Source organism: Pseudoclavibacter sp. VKM Ac-2867, assembly GCF_015351275.1.
Taxonomy (GTDB): Bacteria; Actinomycetota; Actinomycetes; order Actinomycetales; family Microbacteriaceae; genus Pseudoclavibacter.
Genome location: NZ_JADKSL010000019.1, coordinates 65135 through 81163 on the forward strand (window position 1 = coordinate 65135; position 16029 = coordinate 81163).

Genomic DNA, 16029 nt, shown 5'->3' on the forward strand with positions numbered 1-16029 from the left:
AGGAGTCCCCTATGAGCGCGCTCGAAACCGAAGCCAAGTCCGGCTTGACTCGTCGTTCGCTGGTCACCGGTGCAGTGTGGTCCGTGCCGATCATCGCGGCAGCCACGGCCACCCCCCTCGCCTCCGCATCGCAGTGCACGGCCGGAACCCTGGACTGGGCAGCACTCGCGGCCGGCGCGAACGTCACGACGGTGACCGTTCCCGGCACCGCCCCCACCACCACCGCGACCTTCTCGATCACGTACTCGTCTGGGTCCACTCCGTCGGCTGCCAGCGGTCGGGTAGCAGCTGGCCCCCAGGGCGGCGTCACCGGCAACTACTACCGCATCGAGTTCTCGAACCCGATCCCGAACAACTCGGCGACGGTCCGCATCGCCTTCAACCGCCCGGTGACCGGCCTCAGCTTCTCCCTTCTCGACATCGACGCCACGACGAACGGCTACCGAGACAACGTCGAGGTCCTGACGGCAGGATTCGCCGCCGCACGCCAGGCGCGCGTCATCGGTGCCGGCACGGCGGGGGATCCCTTCCGGATGGATACGCCGTACGGCAACATCGCACCCACGTCCAACCAGGGCAACGTGCAGCTCACCTGGGCAGCGCCCGTCTCGGCCGTCGAGTTCCGCTACTTCCAGCCAGGCGACTCGACCAACTCGCAGAACATGGTCATCGGACTCGGCAACCTTGCCGTGAACCCCTGCTAGCACTCGGCGGGGAGTAGGCGCTCCTCGGGCGCCTCGAGACCGGCGGCCTCGCCGCCGCGCGCTCTGTGCGTGCCGCAGCTGTGCGATCATGCTCACGCACCACTCGCGCGCGCTGCCCCAGCATCGGCGCGACCCCAGCCGAGCACGAGCGTCCATCCCCGGAAGCGTCCGAACACCGTGAATCCGTCCCCCCAGCAGGAACCGCGCAGTGACCGACTCCGAGCATTGCTCGGTTCCGCCAGCACATCGCGAGCTGTCGTGATCCGCGCCCCATGGGGTTTCGGGAAGTCGCGTGTTCTCGACGGGTGGGATGAGGGTGACGGTCGCCGTGTCGTCCGCGTCGTCATCGCCCCTCAGGGCGCGACCCGCGAGAGCTTCTGGCGCGACGTCGCAGCGGCACTCGCCGGGCAGGGTTCCGAACACTCCTCGCTTGGCGACCCCCGTCCGGCCGCGGCGCTTGTCGAGGACGCCCTCTTGGCGCACCCCCTGACGCTGGTCGTCAACGGGTTCGAGCATCTCGACGAGCAGCCGAGCGTGGAGGCGGAGCTCATCGTGCTGCTGACGCGCGCGCCCGGTCTCCGGGTCGTGATCGCCAGCCGACGGGAGACGAGCTTCGAGGACCCTCGCACGCGCATGTCGTTGGATGTGCGGGTCATCGCGGCCGAGGAGCTGCTGTTCACGACCGACGAGATCGAAGCCGAGCTGCGAAGCGCCGGAATGGCCACCCCAGCCTTGACCGCGGTCGTCGAACGTGCTTCGGGTGGCGTGCCAGCGCTCGTGAAGCTCAGCCTGCTCGAACTCTCCGGAGGGGCTCACCCGACCACGGTCGACGTGCTGGAGCGATGGCTCACCCAGCGGCTCGGCGACTACGTCGCCGCGACGATCCTCAGCGGTGACGACGACCTCGCCGCGCTCGCCATCGGCGCGGACCTCCTCGATGAGACCCTGGCAGGTCAGCTCACCGCTCGCCCCGGGGCCCAGGTGCTCCATGCATTCGAGCGCCGTGGACTCGGTGCGCGAGAGCGACTCGTGCTGGAGGACGGCCAGAGCCAAGCGGTGTTCCGCTTCACGCCGACCACCGCGCGAGCAGGTCGTGCGTGGTTGCGGGCCAAGGACGCGAAGGCCCTCTTCGGCCAGCGCCGCTCCTTCGCCGCCTGGGCGAAGGAACGAGGCCAACCGCACGCGGCGCTGACCGCCGCGGTCGATGGATCCGACTACGCGCTGGCCTCGAGCATCGTCATGGACCACTGGTTCGAGCTGGGCGACGACCGTCCCCAGGTGGTCGCAGCGCTCGAACGGCTGCCGCGCGTGACGATCGCGCGGTGGCCGCTCCTCGGAGTGGAACTCGCCCTCTGCTACCTCGCGATGAAGGACCACCAATGGCGAGCCGCGGAGGTCTTCGCGCTCAGCCTGACCGGGATCGGGCTTCGGCGGGGAACCGCATCTGCCACCGAGCAGCTCATGTACGTGCTCCTCGAGATGGTCGCAGCCAGAACCGTGTTCGGGTCGTACAAGCAAGCCCGGCACCATGCGGATCGCCTCTCGAGGATGCTCTCCGAGTTCCCCGCGGCCGAGTACGAGCACGCCCACCGCGTCATCCCGCACGCGATCTCCCAGCTCGCCGCAACGCAGCTTTTCACCGGGGCGACCCAGGACGCGCTGCAGACGCTCATCTCCGGCACGGCGACCGCGCGCCGCCTGCGTGCACCGCTCCGCGCCCAGTACTTCCCGCTCTCCCTGCGCGCGGGCGCCCACGCGATCGCGGGCGAGCTCGCCGAAGCGCAGCTGGCGATCGTGGAATCGGACGGCATCCCCGGCCAGGAGCATCGGCACAACGACTACAGCGGCTCGCCCGCTCGTCTCGCCGAGGCCTACCTGCACCTGGAGGCGGGCCGCTACCAAGCGGCGCTGGAGGTGCTCGCGCGGCTCCACCCCCACTACCGCACCATCGAGAACATCCACCTCCTCCTCGAAGCCGAGACCTGGGCGCACATCGGACTGGACCCCGCCCAAGGGCTCGACCGCATCCTCGAGATCAGGAAGCTCGCGGAACGCCAGCGCCGACTCCCGAGCTACGTGACCGCGCACCTGGACCGTTCGACGGCTCACGTCGCGCTCGCCACCCATCGCGTCGCCCTCGCCGCGCAGTACTCGCGCGGCGTCGACGTGCTCGGACGCGTGCCAGCAGCCATCCTCCACGCCAAGGTCGACCTCGCTCGGCAGTCGGACACCGATGCCCTCGGCGTGCTGCTGCGCTACCCACCCGCGCGAGACACGCCCCTGCGCGACCGCATCGACCACGAGCTCACCCTCGCGACGGCCCACCAGCGGACCGGACACCGCGACTCAGCGGTCACCCTGCTCCGGAGCGCCGCGGCGAGCCTCACGAACGCCGGGCTGACGCTCCCGCTCCTCGGCCATCGCTCGATCGGGCATGCCGAGCTCACGTCGCTCGCGAGGGAGACCGGCATCTTCCTCCCGAGCCTGCCCGACAGCCTCACCGCGCCTGACGGGTCCCAGCACCCCGCGCCGCCGAAGCTCACGCCGAGGGAGATCGCCGTGCTGCGGGAACTGATGGACAACGCCAGCTACGCAGAAGTCAGCGCGCGCCTCGACGTCAGCATCAACACCGTCCGCACCCAGGTGCGTTCGCTGTACAGCAAGCTCGGGGTGCGTTCACGCGAGGAAGCGATCAACGCCGCGCTGACCGTCCATCTGCTCGACGACCAGCGGCGCCCCGGAGGGCGATCAGACCAGTCCGGCCGAACGCAGCTGTGAGCGCAGGCGGCGCATCAGCGCGCCGAGAGTCGCGTACGTGAGCACGCGGATGCAGAAGAGCAGCACCACGAGCGCGGGCGTCGCTGCGCCCGGCGCGAGGACCAGAAGCGACATCGCGGCGATCGCGGTCCCGCCGGCAGCGCACGCGAGCAGCCACGTCGTCCATGGCACGTCGCTCTTCGCCGCCTCGTCCGCTGGGCGGGACCTCCGAATGACGAGGCGTCCGAGGAGCAGGACAAGCTCCATCACCAGCGCGGGCACGGAGAGCGCGACGATGGCGATGGCCCCGAGCGGGGTGATCATGAGGAAGATGCCGGTACAGAACGCGACGATGATCGCGCTCCCGAAACGGGGCACGAGCAACGCTGCGAGCATCGGCAGCATCATCGTCATCGACGCGACGACCGCGTAGGCGGGCGGGTTCACCGTGGCCAGGACCGTCGTCACGGGTGCCAGGGCCAGAGCGACCACCGCATTCAGGGCAGCGAGGGCGCCGAGGCGAAGCAGCGCAGAGCTCGCCCAGCGAGTCGGTGCACGTGATGTCCGCGAGTTCATGCAGTCGTCCTGTCCGTAGCCGAGTGTCTGCTGCCATTCTCCAACCCGGCGGTCCGTCTAGGTCACCCCAGAGGCTGACTCGGGTCCACCCGGCGGCGGACGCGAGCCATCCCGCCCCCGCCAGATGATGGGTCGTCGCGTCATTCCCGAGATCCGGGCCGCGCCGCGAAAGGCATGTCTTGACTTCCCCCTCTTCCCCCGAACGCACACCACCTGCACCTGCATCCGCACCCGCAGGTGGCCGAATCGCCGCCCTCGACGTCATCCGTGGTGCCGCACTCTGCGGCATCCTGTTCGTCAACATCGCCCCGCTCGTGCACTTCGGCTACGACACCGGCGTGCTCCAGCCCACCGATCTCGGCGACCCGAGCGGCTGGCTGCAGCTGTTCGTGCAGCAGCGCTTCTTCCCGATCTTCTCGCTGCTCTTCGGGATCGGCTTCGCGCTCTTCTTCGACTCCGCCGCGCGACGCTCGCGCCGACCGAGGCTCGTGCTGCTCAGGCGCCTCCTGATCCTCCTCGCCATCGGCATCCCCTTCGAGTTCCTGCAGAGCGGCTCCGCACTGTGGCCGTACGCCATCGCCGGCCTGCTCGTGCTGCTCCCCAGCACCTGGCTGCCGCGCTGGGCCGTCGCCGTCGGTGCCGCCGTGCTCATCGTCGCGAGTCTCGCGCTGACGGGTGGCGGCCTCACCCTCGTCCCAGGCGTCTTCCTCCTCGGCGCCGCCCTCACGCGGTACGGCATCGTGCAGTCGATCGGCCGCTCGCGTGGCGGCTCCGTCGTAGCGCTCCTCGCCTTCACCGCTGCCTCGATCCCGCTCGCGATCTGGCAGGCGGGGGACATCCGGATGTCCGGCTTCGACCTCGCCTCCGGGCTCGCCGGATTCGCGATGGCCGGCGCGTACATCGCGCTGCTCTCACTGCTCATGACAACACGCGCCGCCCGCGGCCTGCAGACCGTCTTCACGCCGCTCGGAAAGATGGCGCTCACGAACTACGTCGCGGCAGCCCCGCTGATGCTCGCCGCAGGTGCGCTCTTCGACCTGCCCAACAGCACCTCGTGGACGCTGCTGCTCAGCATCGTCGTCGGCATCCTCGTGCTGCAGTGGATCGCGAGCACGCTCTGGCTGCGTGCCTTCACGCAGGGACCGCTCGAATGGCTCTGGCGGTGGGGCACGTGGGGCACGCGCGGGCCCCTCCGGCGAGACTCGGCCCGGAGAGGCTCCACGCGCGACACCGAACTCAGTGCTGAGCGGGCGAACGCAGCAGCGTGAACGACCCCTCCTCGACCATGAGCGTGCTCACCGGGTATCCGTGTCGCTGACGTGCTGCTCGTCGTCGCTTGCTGGACCGCGGTCGATCTTGCTTGGGCGTTCGCGGGGAGGGGTGCCCAGGGAGGCCTCGTAGTGTGCACGCCATGGACGTGATGCACCTCGATGGCTCGTCGGATCCCGCCCGAGTGGAGGACCTGCCTGCGCTGCTCGCCGAGCTCGACGATGCGAGTGACGAGGAGCCGGACGTCGGCGCCGGCGACCCGTACGGCTGGTTCGTCACCGCCTTCGCATCCGGAACCGTGGTGCTGTCGCATGCGGCACGACCGCACGATCCGGAACTCGTGCTCTCCGATGTACCCAGGGACGAGGCCCTCGTGATCTTCACCGAGGTCGTCCGTGGAGAGATGGACGCCGTCCTCGCGCGCCCCTGGGTCGAAGACTGAGCACGCGGCGCCCCCTGTCAGCTCGGACGCAGGGAGCGCCGAAGACGCAGCGACCGTCAGCGCTCGGCGGGCGAACGCAGCAGCGTGAACGAGCCCTCCTTGACCATGAGCGTGGTCACCGGGTCACTGACGCGCTGCTCGTCGTCGCTCGAGAGCGCCAGCTCCCAGGTGCCGTGAGGTGCCTCGGGAACCGTGAACTCGACGGCATTCTCCGCCGCGTTCAGCAGCAGGGCAAACGAGTCGGCGCCGACGTGCGAGAACACGAACGCGATGGAACGCGCATCCGGGTTCTCCCAGTCCGCGTCGTCGAAGCCACGCGCGTCGGAGCGCAGCACGTCCACGGTGTCGTCGGCACCCGTATCCGGTGCCTGGCGGAACCAGACCGGCCGCAGCGCTGGATGCTCAGCACGCAGTGAGAGCAGCGTCCGCGTGAACTCGAGCAGCTCGTTGTCGACCGCCTCCCAATCGAACCAGGAGATCTCGTTGTCCTGGCAGTAGGCGTTGTTGTTGCCGCCCTGCGTGCGGCCGAGCTCGTCGCCGCCGAGGATCATGGGCACGCCCGCCGAGAGGAGCAGCGTCGCGAGCAGGTTCCGGCGCTTGCGGGCGCGGCGCTCGTTCACCGCCTCGTCCTCGGTGGGGCCCTCCGCACCGCCGTTCGCCGAGCGGTTGTCGCTCTCGCCGTCCTGGTTGTCCTCGCCGTTCGCCGTGTTGTGCTTGTCGTTGTACGCGGTGAGGTCGGCGAGCGTGAACCCGTCGTGCGCGGTGATGAAGTTCACGCTCGACAGCGGCGAGCGGCGGCTCGCCTCGTACACGTCAGGTGAGCCGAGGATGCGCTGCGCCGTCGTGCCGAGGGTCGCGTCGCTGCCGTTCCAGTAGTCGCGGGCGTCGTCGCGGAACTTGCCGTTCCACTCCGACCAGTCCGCGGGGAACCCGCCCACCTGATACCCGGCCGTATCCCACGGCTCGGCGATCATCTTGACCGGCGCGAGCACCGGATCCTGCTGGATGAGCGTGAGGAAGGCGCTGTGCAGCTCCGCGTCGCCGCCCTGACGGGTGAGGGTCGTGGCCAGATCGAAGCGGAACCCGTCGACGTGCATCTCGCTCACCCAGTACCGCAGCGAGTCCATGATGAGCCCGAGCGCAGCCGGGTGGCCCACGTTCACGCTGTTGCCCGTTCCGGTTGTATCGAAGTAGTGGCTCTCGTCGCCCTCCACCAGCCGGTAGTAGGCGGCGTTGTCGATGCCCTTGAACGACAGCGTCGGCCCCAGGTGGTTGCCCTCAGCCGTGTGGTTGTAGACCACGTCGAGGATCACCTCGAGGCCGGCCGCGTGGAGGGCCTTCACGAGCTCCTTGAACTCGGCGACCTGGCCGCCGCCGTCGCCGGCGGCCGCGTAGTCGCCGTGCGGGGCGAAGAAGCCGATCGAGTTGTAGCCCCAGTAGTTGCGGAGCCCCTTCTCCTCGAGGTGGCTGTCCTGCACGAACTGCTGCACGGGCAGCAGCTCGACCGAAGTCACGCCGAGGTCGACGAGGTGCTTGATGGCCGCCGGGTGCGCGAGGCCCGCGTACGTTCCGCGGATCTCCTCCGGCACCTCCGGGTGCAGCTGCGTGAAGCCCTTGACGTGCACCTCGTAGACGACCGTCTTGTCGAGTGGGACACGCGGCGAAGCGTCGTCGCCCCAGTCGAAGCTGGGGTCGGCGACGACGCTCAGCGGAACCGAGCCTGCCGAGTCGCTGTCGTCGCGCCGCTCCGGCTCGTTCATGTCGTGGCCGAACACCGACTGCGACCAGGCGTACTGGCCCTCGATCGCCGTCGCGTGCGGGTCGAGGAGCAGCTTGTTCACGTTGTGGCGGAGGCCACGCTCCGGGTCCCATGGGCCATCGACGCGCAGCCCGTAACGGGAGCCGACCTGCAACTCGTCGACGAAGCCGTGGAAGACGTGGCCCGTGCGGTGCTCGAGGCGTGTGCGGGTCTCAGCCCCAGACTCGTCGAAAGTGCACACATCCACAGAGTCTGCGGTCTCGGAGTAGAGCGCGAAGTTCGATCGGCCGTCGATGGTGCTGAGGCCGAGCGGATACGGGCGGGAGGGTTCGGAGTTCGACAACGGAGGACCTTCCAATGGCGGGGGAGTTGGGGCCCGACGCGGATCCCCGCCGCTGAGAGTAGGGCAGGCGTTCGGCGTCGCTGCCGACGTTCTCCCAGGTACGAGCGACGCGCATCCACGCACATCACCCTTCTCCCAGCTGACGGGGCGACGCTTCCCGTCTACCCACTCGCTATTCGTCGGAGGAAGACCACCATGAAGGCAACTGTCAACGGAACCGTCATCGCCGAAGCGCCCGAATCGGAGCTCGTCGGCATCGAGGGCAACCACTACTTCCCGCCGTCGTCGCTGCACTCCGAGTCGTTCGCGAAGAGCGACACGCAGTACACGTGCCCGTGGAAGGGACACGCGCAGTACTGGGACGTCGTCGTCGACGGTGCCACGCACCGCGACGCGGCCTGGAGCTACCCGGAGCCGTTCGACGGCTCGACCGAACGCGTCGGCCACGACTTCGCCGGCTACGTCGCCTTCGACAAGTCGCAGGTCAGCCTCGGCTGACGCCGCGCGCCGCGCCGCGCCGCGCCGCGCTGCGCTCCCGCGAAAAGGCCACTTTCGACCCTCCGGAGGGCTGAGGATGGGCGGAAAGTGACCTTTTTGGTTGGTGAGGCCGCGAGGTGAGACCTAGCCCGGGTGACCGCCGAGCCCCATCCGCCTGCCTGCCCGAGTCCGCCTGCGCACCCTGATCCTCAACCGCCTGCGCCTCCGCACCCGTCTCCGCCTCCGCCAATAGGCCGTTTTCGACCCTTCGGAGGGCTGAGGATGGGCGGAAAGTGACCTTTTTGGTTGGTGAGGCCGCGAGGTGAGGCCTGGCCCGGGTGACCGCCGAGCCCCATCCGCCTGCGTGCCCGAGTCCGCCTGCGCACCCTAATCCTCAACCGCCTGCGCCTGCGCCTGCGCCTCCGAACTCGGATCCGCATCCGCCTCCGCGAAAAGGCCACTTTCTGCCCTCCGGAGGGCTGAGGATGGGCCGAAAGTGACCTTTTCGGGTGGTGAGGCCACGGGCTGAGCCGAGGCCCGCTTGCCCGCTTGGCGGCCTCCGGACCCGCATCCGCATCCGCGCCCAGACGCATATCCGCATCCGGACCCGCATCCACAGTGCCGGATGGGTCAGTTTCGGCCCTTCGCGGGGCCGACCGAGGGCGGAAAGTGACCTCTTCGAGCGGGAGAGGCAGCGTCGCGGTAGATCGCCTTCCACCTTCCACCTTCCACCTTCCGCCGTCAGCCCGCGGGCCCCCGGCTCGTACCCAGGTACGAGAAATCGGGCGTTCGCTCAATCCCCGCCCGCGGATTCCTAACGTGAGGGGATGCTTGCGCACAGACTCAGCGAATCAGAACGGCCTCCCACGACGCCGACCGCGATGTGGGCGGCGGCCGCGATCCTCCTCGTGAGCGTTGCGACGATCTGGTTCACAAGATCGCAGGTGACGGAGCAGGTGTACGTCAGCGGATTGGGTGCCACGGGTATGCCAACGGCCGACGTCTTCAACACCGCTCTCCTCGGGATCGGCGTCGGCGCACTCCTCGGGGCCCCTTCGCTCGCCGGGATCCGATCAGGGCTGCGCTGGTTGAGCTGGAGCGCATCCGGCACCCTCGTCGCCACGGCGCTGGCGTTCGTAGGGGCATCCCAGATCACCTGCACGTACGGCTGCCCCATCCCGTTCACGCCAGGCTCGACGCTGCAGGATCTCGTTCACATCGTCTTCGCCGCGACGGGCTTCACCGGGGCTGCCGTCGTCATGGTGCAGCTCGCGACGAGTTCGCTGCCGCGCCCGACGCGGCTCATCGCCTGGGGAGCTGCCGGCGCGACCGGCCTCGTCGCGGCAGCTGGCGCATCCCTCTCGCTCCTGCGGTTCCGGACGGATCTCGGCGCGACCCTCGAGTTCATCGCCATGACGGTCGGGGTGGTCTGGCTGGCTGGCCTCATGGTGCGACAGGCTCTCCTTCCCGCCGAACGAGCCCGCGCTACTGTGTTGCCCGTGAGCGTGCTTTCGTGACCGAGCCCAGCGAGGGGCAGCCGACCAGGGCGTTGCGATTCACGCTCGGGGACGCCGCGCTCCTGGCCGTGTACGTGCTCTTCAACGGGTCGATCCTCGGGTGGCAGGCCCTCTACGTGGGCATCCCCGTGGGCGATCTTGCCCCCGAGCTCGTAATGCTCGCGATCGGGTGCATCGCCATCTCCCTGCGCCGCGCCGCGCCCGCCGTCGCGATCTCCGCCGCGGCCGCCACCTTCGCGCTGGCGGTGCCGCTGCAGCTCCCCGCCGACCTCTTCGTGCTCGCCGTCGTGACCTACTCGATCGCGGCGGGCGGCACGCCCCGCGTGGGGATCTTCTCGTGGGTCGGCCTCAGCCTCGTCGCCGCGATCAGCGCGTCCACCCTCCGGCTCGTCGTCGACGATCCGCCGCTCGTCGGACGCTGGCAGGTCGACCTCCTCCTCATCGTCGGCGTCGGCGTCGCGGCTCTGCTCGTCGGTCTCGCGGTCGGGATGCGCCGCAGGTTCATCGCCTCCCTCATCCAGCTCGCCGAGGAGCTCACGATCGAACGCGACCGCTCCGCTCAGCTCGCGACGCACGCCGAGCGAGCGCGCATCGCCCGCGAGGTGCACGACATCTTCTCGCACGGCCTCCAGGTGATCGTGAGCAGCGCCGACGGTGCCTCGGCGGTCCTGGACCGCGACCCTGACCAGGCTCGAGGGCTGCTCGCCGCCATCTCCGACACGGGGCGACGCTCGATGCGCGAGGCACGCACCGTGTTCTCGCTGCTCAACGACGCCGAGACTCCGGCCGACCCTGCACCGCAGCCGTCGCTGGACGCGCTGCCGGAGTTCATCGATCGCTCCCGCGACGCCGGGCTCGACGTGCGGTTCACGGAAGAGGGCACCCCTGACCTCGACGCCACGCGCCAGCTCGTCGCCTACCGGGTCACGCAGGAAGCGCTCACGAACACGCTGCGCCATGCCGGTCGCGACGCTCGGGTCGATGTGACGCTCACCCACTCGCCGTCCGGTTCGTGTCTCGAGGTCGTCGACGACGGGCCGCCGAGCGGAGCGCCGCTCGGTGCAGCGAGCCGCGGCTCGGGCTCCGGCCTCATCGGGATGCGGCAGCGGCTGGACATCGTGGCAGGCAAGCTCGAGGCGGGCCCCCGAGCGCATCATCCCGGCTGGCGCGTTCGGGCCGTCATCCCGTCGGTCGCCGCCTCTGCGGAGAAGGGGCTCGCGTCGTGAAGATCCGCGTCGCTCTCGTCGATGACCAGGACCTGGTCCGCACCGGCTTCCGCCTCGTCCTCGAAGCGGACGGCGACTTCACCGTCGTCGGTGAGGCATCCGGTGGTCGCGCGGGGGTGGCGCTCGCCGCCCGAACGCGGCCGGATGTCGTGCTGATGGATGTGCGGATGCCCGACCTCGACGGCATCGCCGCGACCCGAATGATCGTCCGCGACAGCCCGGTCCGCGTGATCGTCCTGACCACGTTCGACAGCGACTCCTCGGTCACGCAGGCGCTGCACGCCGGCGCGAGCGCCTTCCTGCTGAAGGATGTGCGCCCGGCCGAGCTCATGCAGGCCATCCGCGACGTCCACGCGGGCGACTTCGTGCTGCCCCCGGCGCTGGCGCGGGACGTCGGGGAGCTCGCAGACCCCGACGTCGCTCGCAGTCCTGCTCCCGGCGGGGTACCCGAGCTGAGTGTGCTCTTGCCGCGAGAGCTCGAGGTGCTCATCGCGATCGGCCAGGGCCTGAGCAACCCCGAGATCGCGGTCGAGCTGTTCCTCAGCGAGTCGACCGTGAAGTCGCACGTCGGACGCATCCTCGCGAAGCTTGAGCTCCGCGATCGCATCCAGGCCGTGATCCTCGCGCACCGCGCCGGCCTCGTCGGCGGTGCGGCCTAGGCTCGGGCGATCCGGCGTGGGCTCCCGCCCGCCCGCCCGCCCGCCGCCCGCCGCGCCGCGCCGCCCGCCCGCCTGCCCGCCGCGCCGCGCCGCCCGTCCGCCGGCCCGCCCATCCGGCCCGCCCGCCGCCCGCCGCGCCGCCCATCCGCCTGCCCGCCTTGCGAAAAGGTCACTTTCCGCCCTTCCGAGGGCTGTTGATGGGCCGAAAGCGACCTCTTCGGGACGGTGAGACCGCGAGGCGAGCCGTGGCGGTCGTCGCAGCCGGGTCCGGACGCGATGGGATACTGGCGGGATGGCACGCGTCAGTGGTTCAACAGCTCTCGAGGGTGTTCGTGCCCTCGCCGCATCGCTCTCGCCGGGCGAGTTGCTGCCGTCCGAACGCACGCTCTCAGCACAGCTGGGGGTGGCACGCATGACCGTTCGAGCGGCGATCGATGTCCTCGAGCGTGAGGGCCTCGTCCGCACGAAGCGCGGCATCGGCACCGAGAAGCTCGCCCCGCCCGTCTCCCTGCAGGTTCGGCTGCGGTCGTTCGCGAGTGCGGTCCGTGAGCACGGGATGCGCGCGGAGACGCGGGTGCTGTCGTTCGTGCGAAGCACGGAGCGCCCTGACGAGGTGGAAGAGCACCTGCAGCTCCCGCCGGAAGCTGAGACCATCCACCTGCGCAGGCTGCGCCTCGGCGATGATCGTCCGCTCGCGCTCGAGGACGAGTGGCTGCCCGCGGCCCTGGTGCCGCAGCTCGACGAGGAGACAGCCAAGGGGAGTCTCTACGAGATGCTCGAGACGCTCGATCTGCTGCCGACGGAGGGAGTCGAGGTCGTCACGGCCACGCTGCCGAGCCCCGAGGAGATCGAGGTGCTCGGCATCGCCGCGAGCTACCCGGTCCTGCGTCTCACTCGCGCCGCGATCGCCCGCGGCCTGCCCATGTCGTACTCGCGTGCGACGTTCCCCGCGGATCGTTTCGAGCTCACGTTCCCGCTCCAGGAGCGCCTCACGCTGCCCTTCTCCTGACGCAAACCGAACCACCGGCGAACTCTGGTCTATACCAGGGCGGATTTTCCAAGTAGAGTCCCCCTAACTTTTCCTTTGACCATGGAGTCACGCCATGAAATATCTCCAGAAACTCGGCAAGTCGCTCATGCTGCCGGTGGCTGTCCTGCCGGTAGCGGCGATCCTGTCCGGTATCGGGTACTGGATCCTCAACACGGCAGGCGAGAACTTCGTTCAGGCCTTCTTCACCGCTGCAGGTGGCGCGCTGCTCGACAATCTGCCCCTGCTCTTCGCGCTCGGCGTGGCAATCGGAATGGCATCGAAGCCAGACGGTACCGCCGCGCTCGCGGGGCTCGTATCGTGGCTCGTCGTCACGCGGCTCCTCAGTCCTGAGACGGTCGCGACCCTGCAGGGCATCCCGGTTGAGGATGTCAACATCGGCTTCGGGCGCATCGAGAACGCCTTCGTCGGCATCATCTGCGGCCTCATCGGCGCATACTGCTACGACAAGTTCAAGGACGTGCAGCTGCCGGCGGCGCTGTCGTTCTTCTCCGGCAAGCGCTCCGTCGCAATCGTCACGACCGGTGCATCCCTCGTCGTCGCACTCGTGCTCTACTTCGTGTGGCCGGTGCTGTTCGGCGGCCTCGTCTCCTTCGGTGAGTGGATGGTCGGGCTCGGCCCGGTCGGCGCCGGCCTCTACGGCTTCTTCAACCGCCTGCTCATCCCGCTCGGCCTCCACCACGCGCTCAACGCGGTGTTCTGGTTCGACGTCGCCGGCATCAACGACCTCGGCAACTTCCTGAACGGCACGGGCACGGCAGGCGTCACCGGCCAGTACATGACCGGCTACTTCCCGATCATGATGTTCGGTCTGCCTGGTGCGGCGCTCGCCATGTACCTCACGGCCAAGACCAATCGCCGCAAGGTCACCGCCGGCATCCTGCTGTCCGGTGCCTTCGCGTCGTTCTTCGTCGGCGTCACCGAGCCGCTCGAGTTCGCGTTCATGTTCCTCGCACCCGCGCTGTACGTGGTCCACGCGATCTTCACCGGCATCTCGATGTTCATCATGGCGCTGCTGCCGGTGCGCATGGGCTTCGGGTTCTCCGGCGGGTTCATCGACCTCATGCTCGGCTGGGTCAACCCGCTGGCGCAGAATCCGTGGGCCATCTTCCTGGCCGGCGCCATCTGGTTCGTCATCTACTTCGTCTCGTTCTACTTCATCATCAAGCGCTTCGATCTGAAGACGCCGGGTCGCGAAGACGAGGAGGTCGAAGTGGATGAGACATCGACAGGGTCGTCGAAGTTCCTCAACCAGGCATCCGCGATCCTCAAGGGTCTCGGTGGCAAGGACAACGTGCTCGAGCTCGACAACTGCGCGACGCGGTTGCGCATGGAGATCGCCGACGTGTCGAAGGTCGATGATGCGGCCATCCGTCGTGCTGGTGCCGCCGGCATCATGAAGCCGGGCGGAAAATCGGTGCAGGTCATCTACGGCCTCGAGGTGCAGTTCGTGAAGGACGCGATGGAGGACCTCATTGCGGGCCGAGTCGAAGCGCCTTCCGCTCCCGTCGCGGTGGCGGATGCCGCGGTGGCTGCGCCGTCACAGGGTGGCGTCGCCACGAAGACCGTGCTCACCGTGCGCCAGCCGGTTGCCGGTCGCGTCGTTGCGCTCTCCGAGGTTCCGGATGCGACGTTCTCCCAAGGGATCATGGGATCTGGGGTCGCGATCGAGCCCACGGGAGACACCGTGCGGGCGCCGGCAGACGGCACCGTCGCGCACATCTTCCCGACGAGTCACGCGGTCGCGTTGAAGCTCAGTGATGGCACCGAGCTCCTGGTCCACGTCGGTGTGGACACCGTTGAGATGAAGGGTGAGGGATTCGAGACCCTTGTCGCTGTCGGCGATGAGGTCGTGGAGGGTACCCCGCTCCTGCGGTTCGATCTCGACGCGATCCGCGCGGCTGGGCATCCTGCCGTGACTCCGGTCATCGTGCTCGGGGGTGGCGACGTCGAGCTGAGGCTGCGCCAGGACTGAGCTCTCGCTCTGATCAGCGGGGTGGGCTGCCGGATCGGCAGCTCACCCCGCTACCTTCGGTGGACTAGACCACACATCAGTTTCCCGGTAATGTGATCCGCAACACGCCTCGCCGATCCGGCCGCACGTCCAGGAGACTGGAATGAGGCGCCCCGATCGCCTTCGATCTCTAGGAGCAGCGCATGGAAGTTGTCATCATGGCCGGGCCGGCAGAGGTCGGCGCCTTTGCAGCTGGACGCATCGCGGACGTCGTCGCGGGTAATCCGGAAGCGGTGCTCGGTGTCGCCACCGGTTCAAGCCCCCTGGAGACCTACCGCTCGCTCGCCGCCCGACGCGCTGAAGGCCTCGACTTCAGTCGAGTGAGCGCCTTCGCCCTCGACGAGTACGTCGGCATCGCCAGGTCGCACGCCGAGTCGTACCACGCCGTGGTCGGCCGTGAGGTGGTCGAGCCGCTCGGCCTCGACCCCGCGCGGGTGCACGTTCCGGATGGCCTCGCGGCCGACCTCGACGCCGCCTGCGAGGACTACGAGGCCAAGATTGCCGCCGCTGGAGGCGTCGATGTGCAGTTCCTCGGCATCGGGGCGAACGGGCACATCGGATTCAACGAGCCCACGTCCTCGCTCTCCTCCCGCACGCGCGTGAAGACGCTCGCTCCCAAGACGCGCACCGACAACGCACGCTTCTTCGACAAGCCGGAGGACGTGCCGGTCCACTGCCTCACGCAGGGGCTCGGCACCATTCTCGACGCGCGTAGCGTCGTGCTCGTCGCGCAGGGTGCGTCGAAGGCGCGCGCGGTCGCTGCGATGGTCGAGGGCCCCGTCTCCTCGATGTGGCCGGGCTCCGTGCTGCAGCTGCACCGCCGGGCGACGATCGTCATCGACGAGGCCGCGGCCGCGGAGCTCACCATGGCCGACTACTACCGGTACACGGTCGAGCACCGAGCCGGCGTCCAGCCCGAGGCGTAGCCCTCGACGCCAGCCGCCTCGACCTCGTGATCGCTGCGGCGCGGCTCGCCGTCGGCGTCGCGAACGTGGCAGGGGGCTCGCCCCGACGACTGCTGCGACCGGGTGACCGTCTGGAGCGGCTGCGGCCCCACGGCTTCCTCGGTGGGGAAGTGGCCGGGGCGCATCCGCTGCCTGCTCTGACGCGGCGGGTCGCGCGTGGTCGAGTGATGCTGATGGGTTTTCGCGACGCTGATGGGTTTCTCGGATGCGCGTGATGGGTTTTGCCGACCGGTGATGGGTAAAAACCCATCACGGTCACCAAAACCCATCACG

14 protein-coding genes are annotated in these 16029 nt (G+C 69.1%); 11 read left to right on the top strand and 3 right to left on the bottom strand.

Features of this window, described 5'->3' with window-relative positions; all coding sequences use genetic code 11:
- Window positions 1-11 precede the first annotated feature (11 nt).
- A complete protein-coding gene (locus ITJ67_RS16240; RefSeq protein ID WP_160075381.1) occupies window positions 12-704 on the top strand; it encodes a hypothetical protein in 693 nt (230 codons plus the stop codon).
- A gap of 258 nt (window positions 705-962) precedes the next feature.
- Complete coding sequence (locus tag ITJ67_RS20320; RefSeq protein WP_194678329.1) at window positions 963-3482, top strand: helix-turn-helix transcriptional regulator; 2520 nt, start codon at window positions 963-965, stop codon at window positions 3480-3482.
- Here ITJ67_RS20320 and ITJ67_RS16250 read toward each other — a convergent pair.
- Window positions 3453-4037, bottom strand: a complete 585-nt coding sequence (locus ITJ67_RS16250; RefSeq protein WP_194678330.1) for a hypothetical protein — start codon at window positions 4035-4037, stop codon at window positions 3453-3455. The genes ITJ67_RS20320 and ITJ67_RS16250 overlap by 30 nt on opposite strands.
- 179 nt (window positions 4038-4216) lie before the next feature.
- Between ITJ67_RS16250 and ITJ67_RS16255 the strand changes: the two genes are divergently transcribed.
- Window positions 4217-5305 carry a DUF418 domain-containing protein gene (locus ITJ67_RS16255; protein WP_194678331.1) on the top strand — a complete coding sequence of 363 codons (1089 nt, stop codon included), beginning with the start codon at window positions 4217-4219 and terminating at the stop codon, window positions 5303-5305.
- 143 nt (window positions 5306-5448) lie between these two features.
- Window positions 5449-5748, top strand: a complete 300-nt coding sequence (locus ITJ67_RS16260) for a hypothetical protein (RefSeq protein WP_104330328.1) — start codon at window positions 5449-5451, stop codon at window positions 5746-5748.
- A gap of 56 nt (window positions 5749-5804) precedes the next feature.
- Here the strand turns inward: ITJ67_RS16260 and glgX are convergent, their stop codons facing one another.
- Window positions 5805-7850 carry a glycogen debranching protein GlgX gene (gene glgX, locus ITJ67_RS16265; RefSeq protein ID WP_228503129.1) on the bottom strand — a complete coding sequence of 682 codons (2046 nt, stop codon included), beginning with the start codon at window positions 7848-7850 and terminating at the stop codon, window positions 5805-5807.
- 195 nt (window positions 7851-8045) lie between these two features.
- Here glgX and ITJ67_RS16270 point away from each other — a divergent pair, with 195 nt between their 5' ends.
- The 7 genes from ITJ67_RS16270 (at window position 8046) to nagB (ending at window position 15717) form a co-directional block, all read left to right on the top strand.
- On the top strand, window positions 8046-8348 hold the full coding sequence (locus ITJ67_RS16270; RefSeq protein ID WP_160075391.1) for a DUF427 domain-containing protein: 303 nt from the start codon (window positions 8046-8048) through the stop codon (window positions 8346-8348).
- A gap of 806 nt (window positions 8349-9154) precedes the next feature.
- A complete protein-coding gene (locus ITJ67_RS16275; RefSeq protein ID WP_194678332.1) occupies window positions 9155-9844 on the top strand; it encodes a DUF998 domain-containing protein in 690 nt (229 codons plus the stop codon).
- The gene (locus ITJ67_RS20325) at window positions 9841-11070 is read left to right on the top strand and encodes a sensor histidine kinase (RefSeq protein ID WP_160075395.1); all 1230 of its coding nucleotides are present in this window, start codon (window positions 9841-9843) and stop codon (window positions 11068-11070) included. The genes ITJ67_RS16275 and ITJ67_RS20325 overlap by 4 nt, the downstream gene beginning before the upstream one ends.
- Window positions 11067-11729 (top strand): response regulator, encoded by a 663-nt coding sequence (locus tag ITJ67_RS16285; RefSeq protein ID WP_194678333.1) that lies wholly within the window; start codon window positions 11067-11069, stop codon window positions 11727-11729. Before ITJ67_RS20325 ends, ITJ67_RS16285 begins: the two co-directional genes overlap by 4 nt.
- A 292-nt stretch (window positions 11730-12021) precedes the next feature.
- Entirely contained in the window at window positions 12022-12738 is a 717-nt protein-coding gene (locus ITJ67_RS16290; RefSeq protein ID WP_104299998.1) for a GntR family transcriptional regulator, read from the top strand.
- A 94-nt stretch (window positions 12739-12832) separates the two neighbouring features.
- A complete protein-coding gene (gene nagE, locus ITJ67_RS16295) occupies window positions 12833-14752 on the top strand; it encodes an N-acetylglucosamine-specific PTS transporter subunit IIBC (protein ID WP_194678334.1) in 1920 nt (639 codons plus the stop codon).
- A gap of 182 nt (window positions 14753-14934) precedes the next feature.
- Complete coding sequence (nagB, locus tag ITJ67_RS16300; protein WP_194678335.1) at window positions 14935-15717, top strand: glucosamine-6-phosphate deaminase; 783 nt, start codon at window positions 14935-14937, stop codon at window positions 15715-15717.
- Here nagB and ITJ67_RS19815 read toward each other — a convergent pair.
- On the bottom strand, window positions 15669-16029 hold a 361-nt coding region (locus ITJ67_RS19815; protein WP_228503131.1), incomplete at its 5' end, for a hypothetical protein. The genes nagB and ITJ67_RS19815 overlap by 49 nt on opposite strands.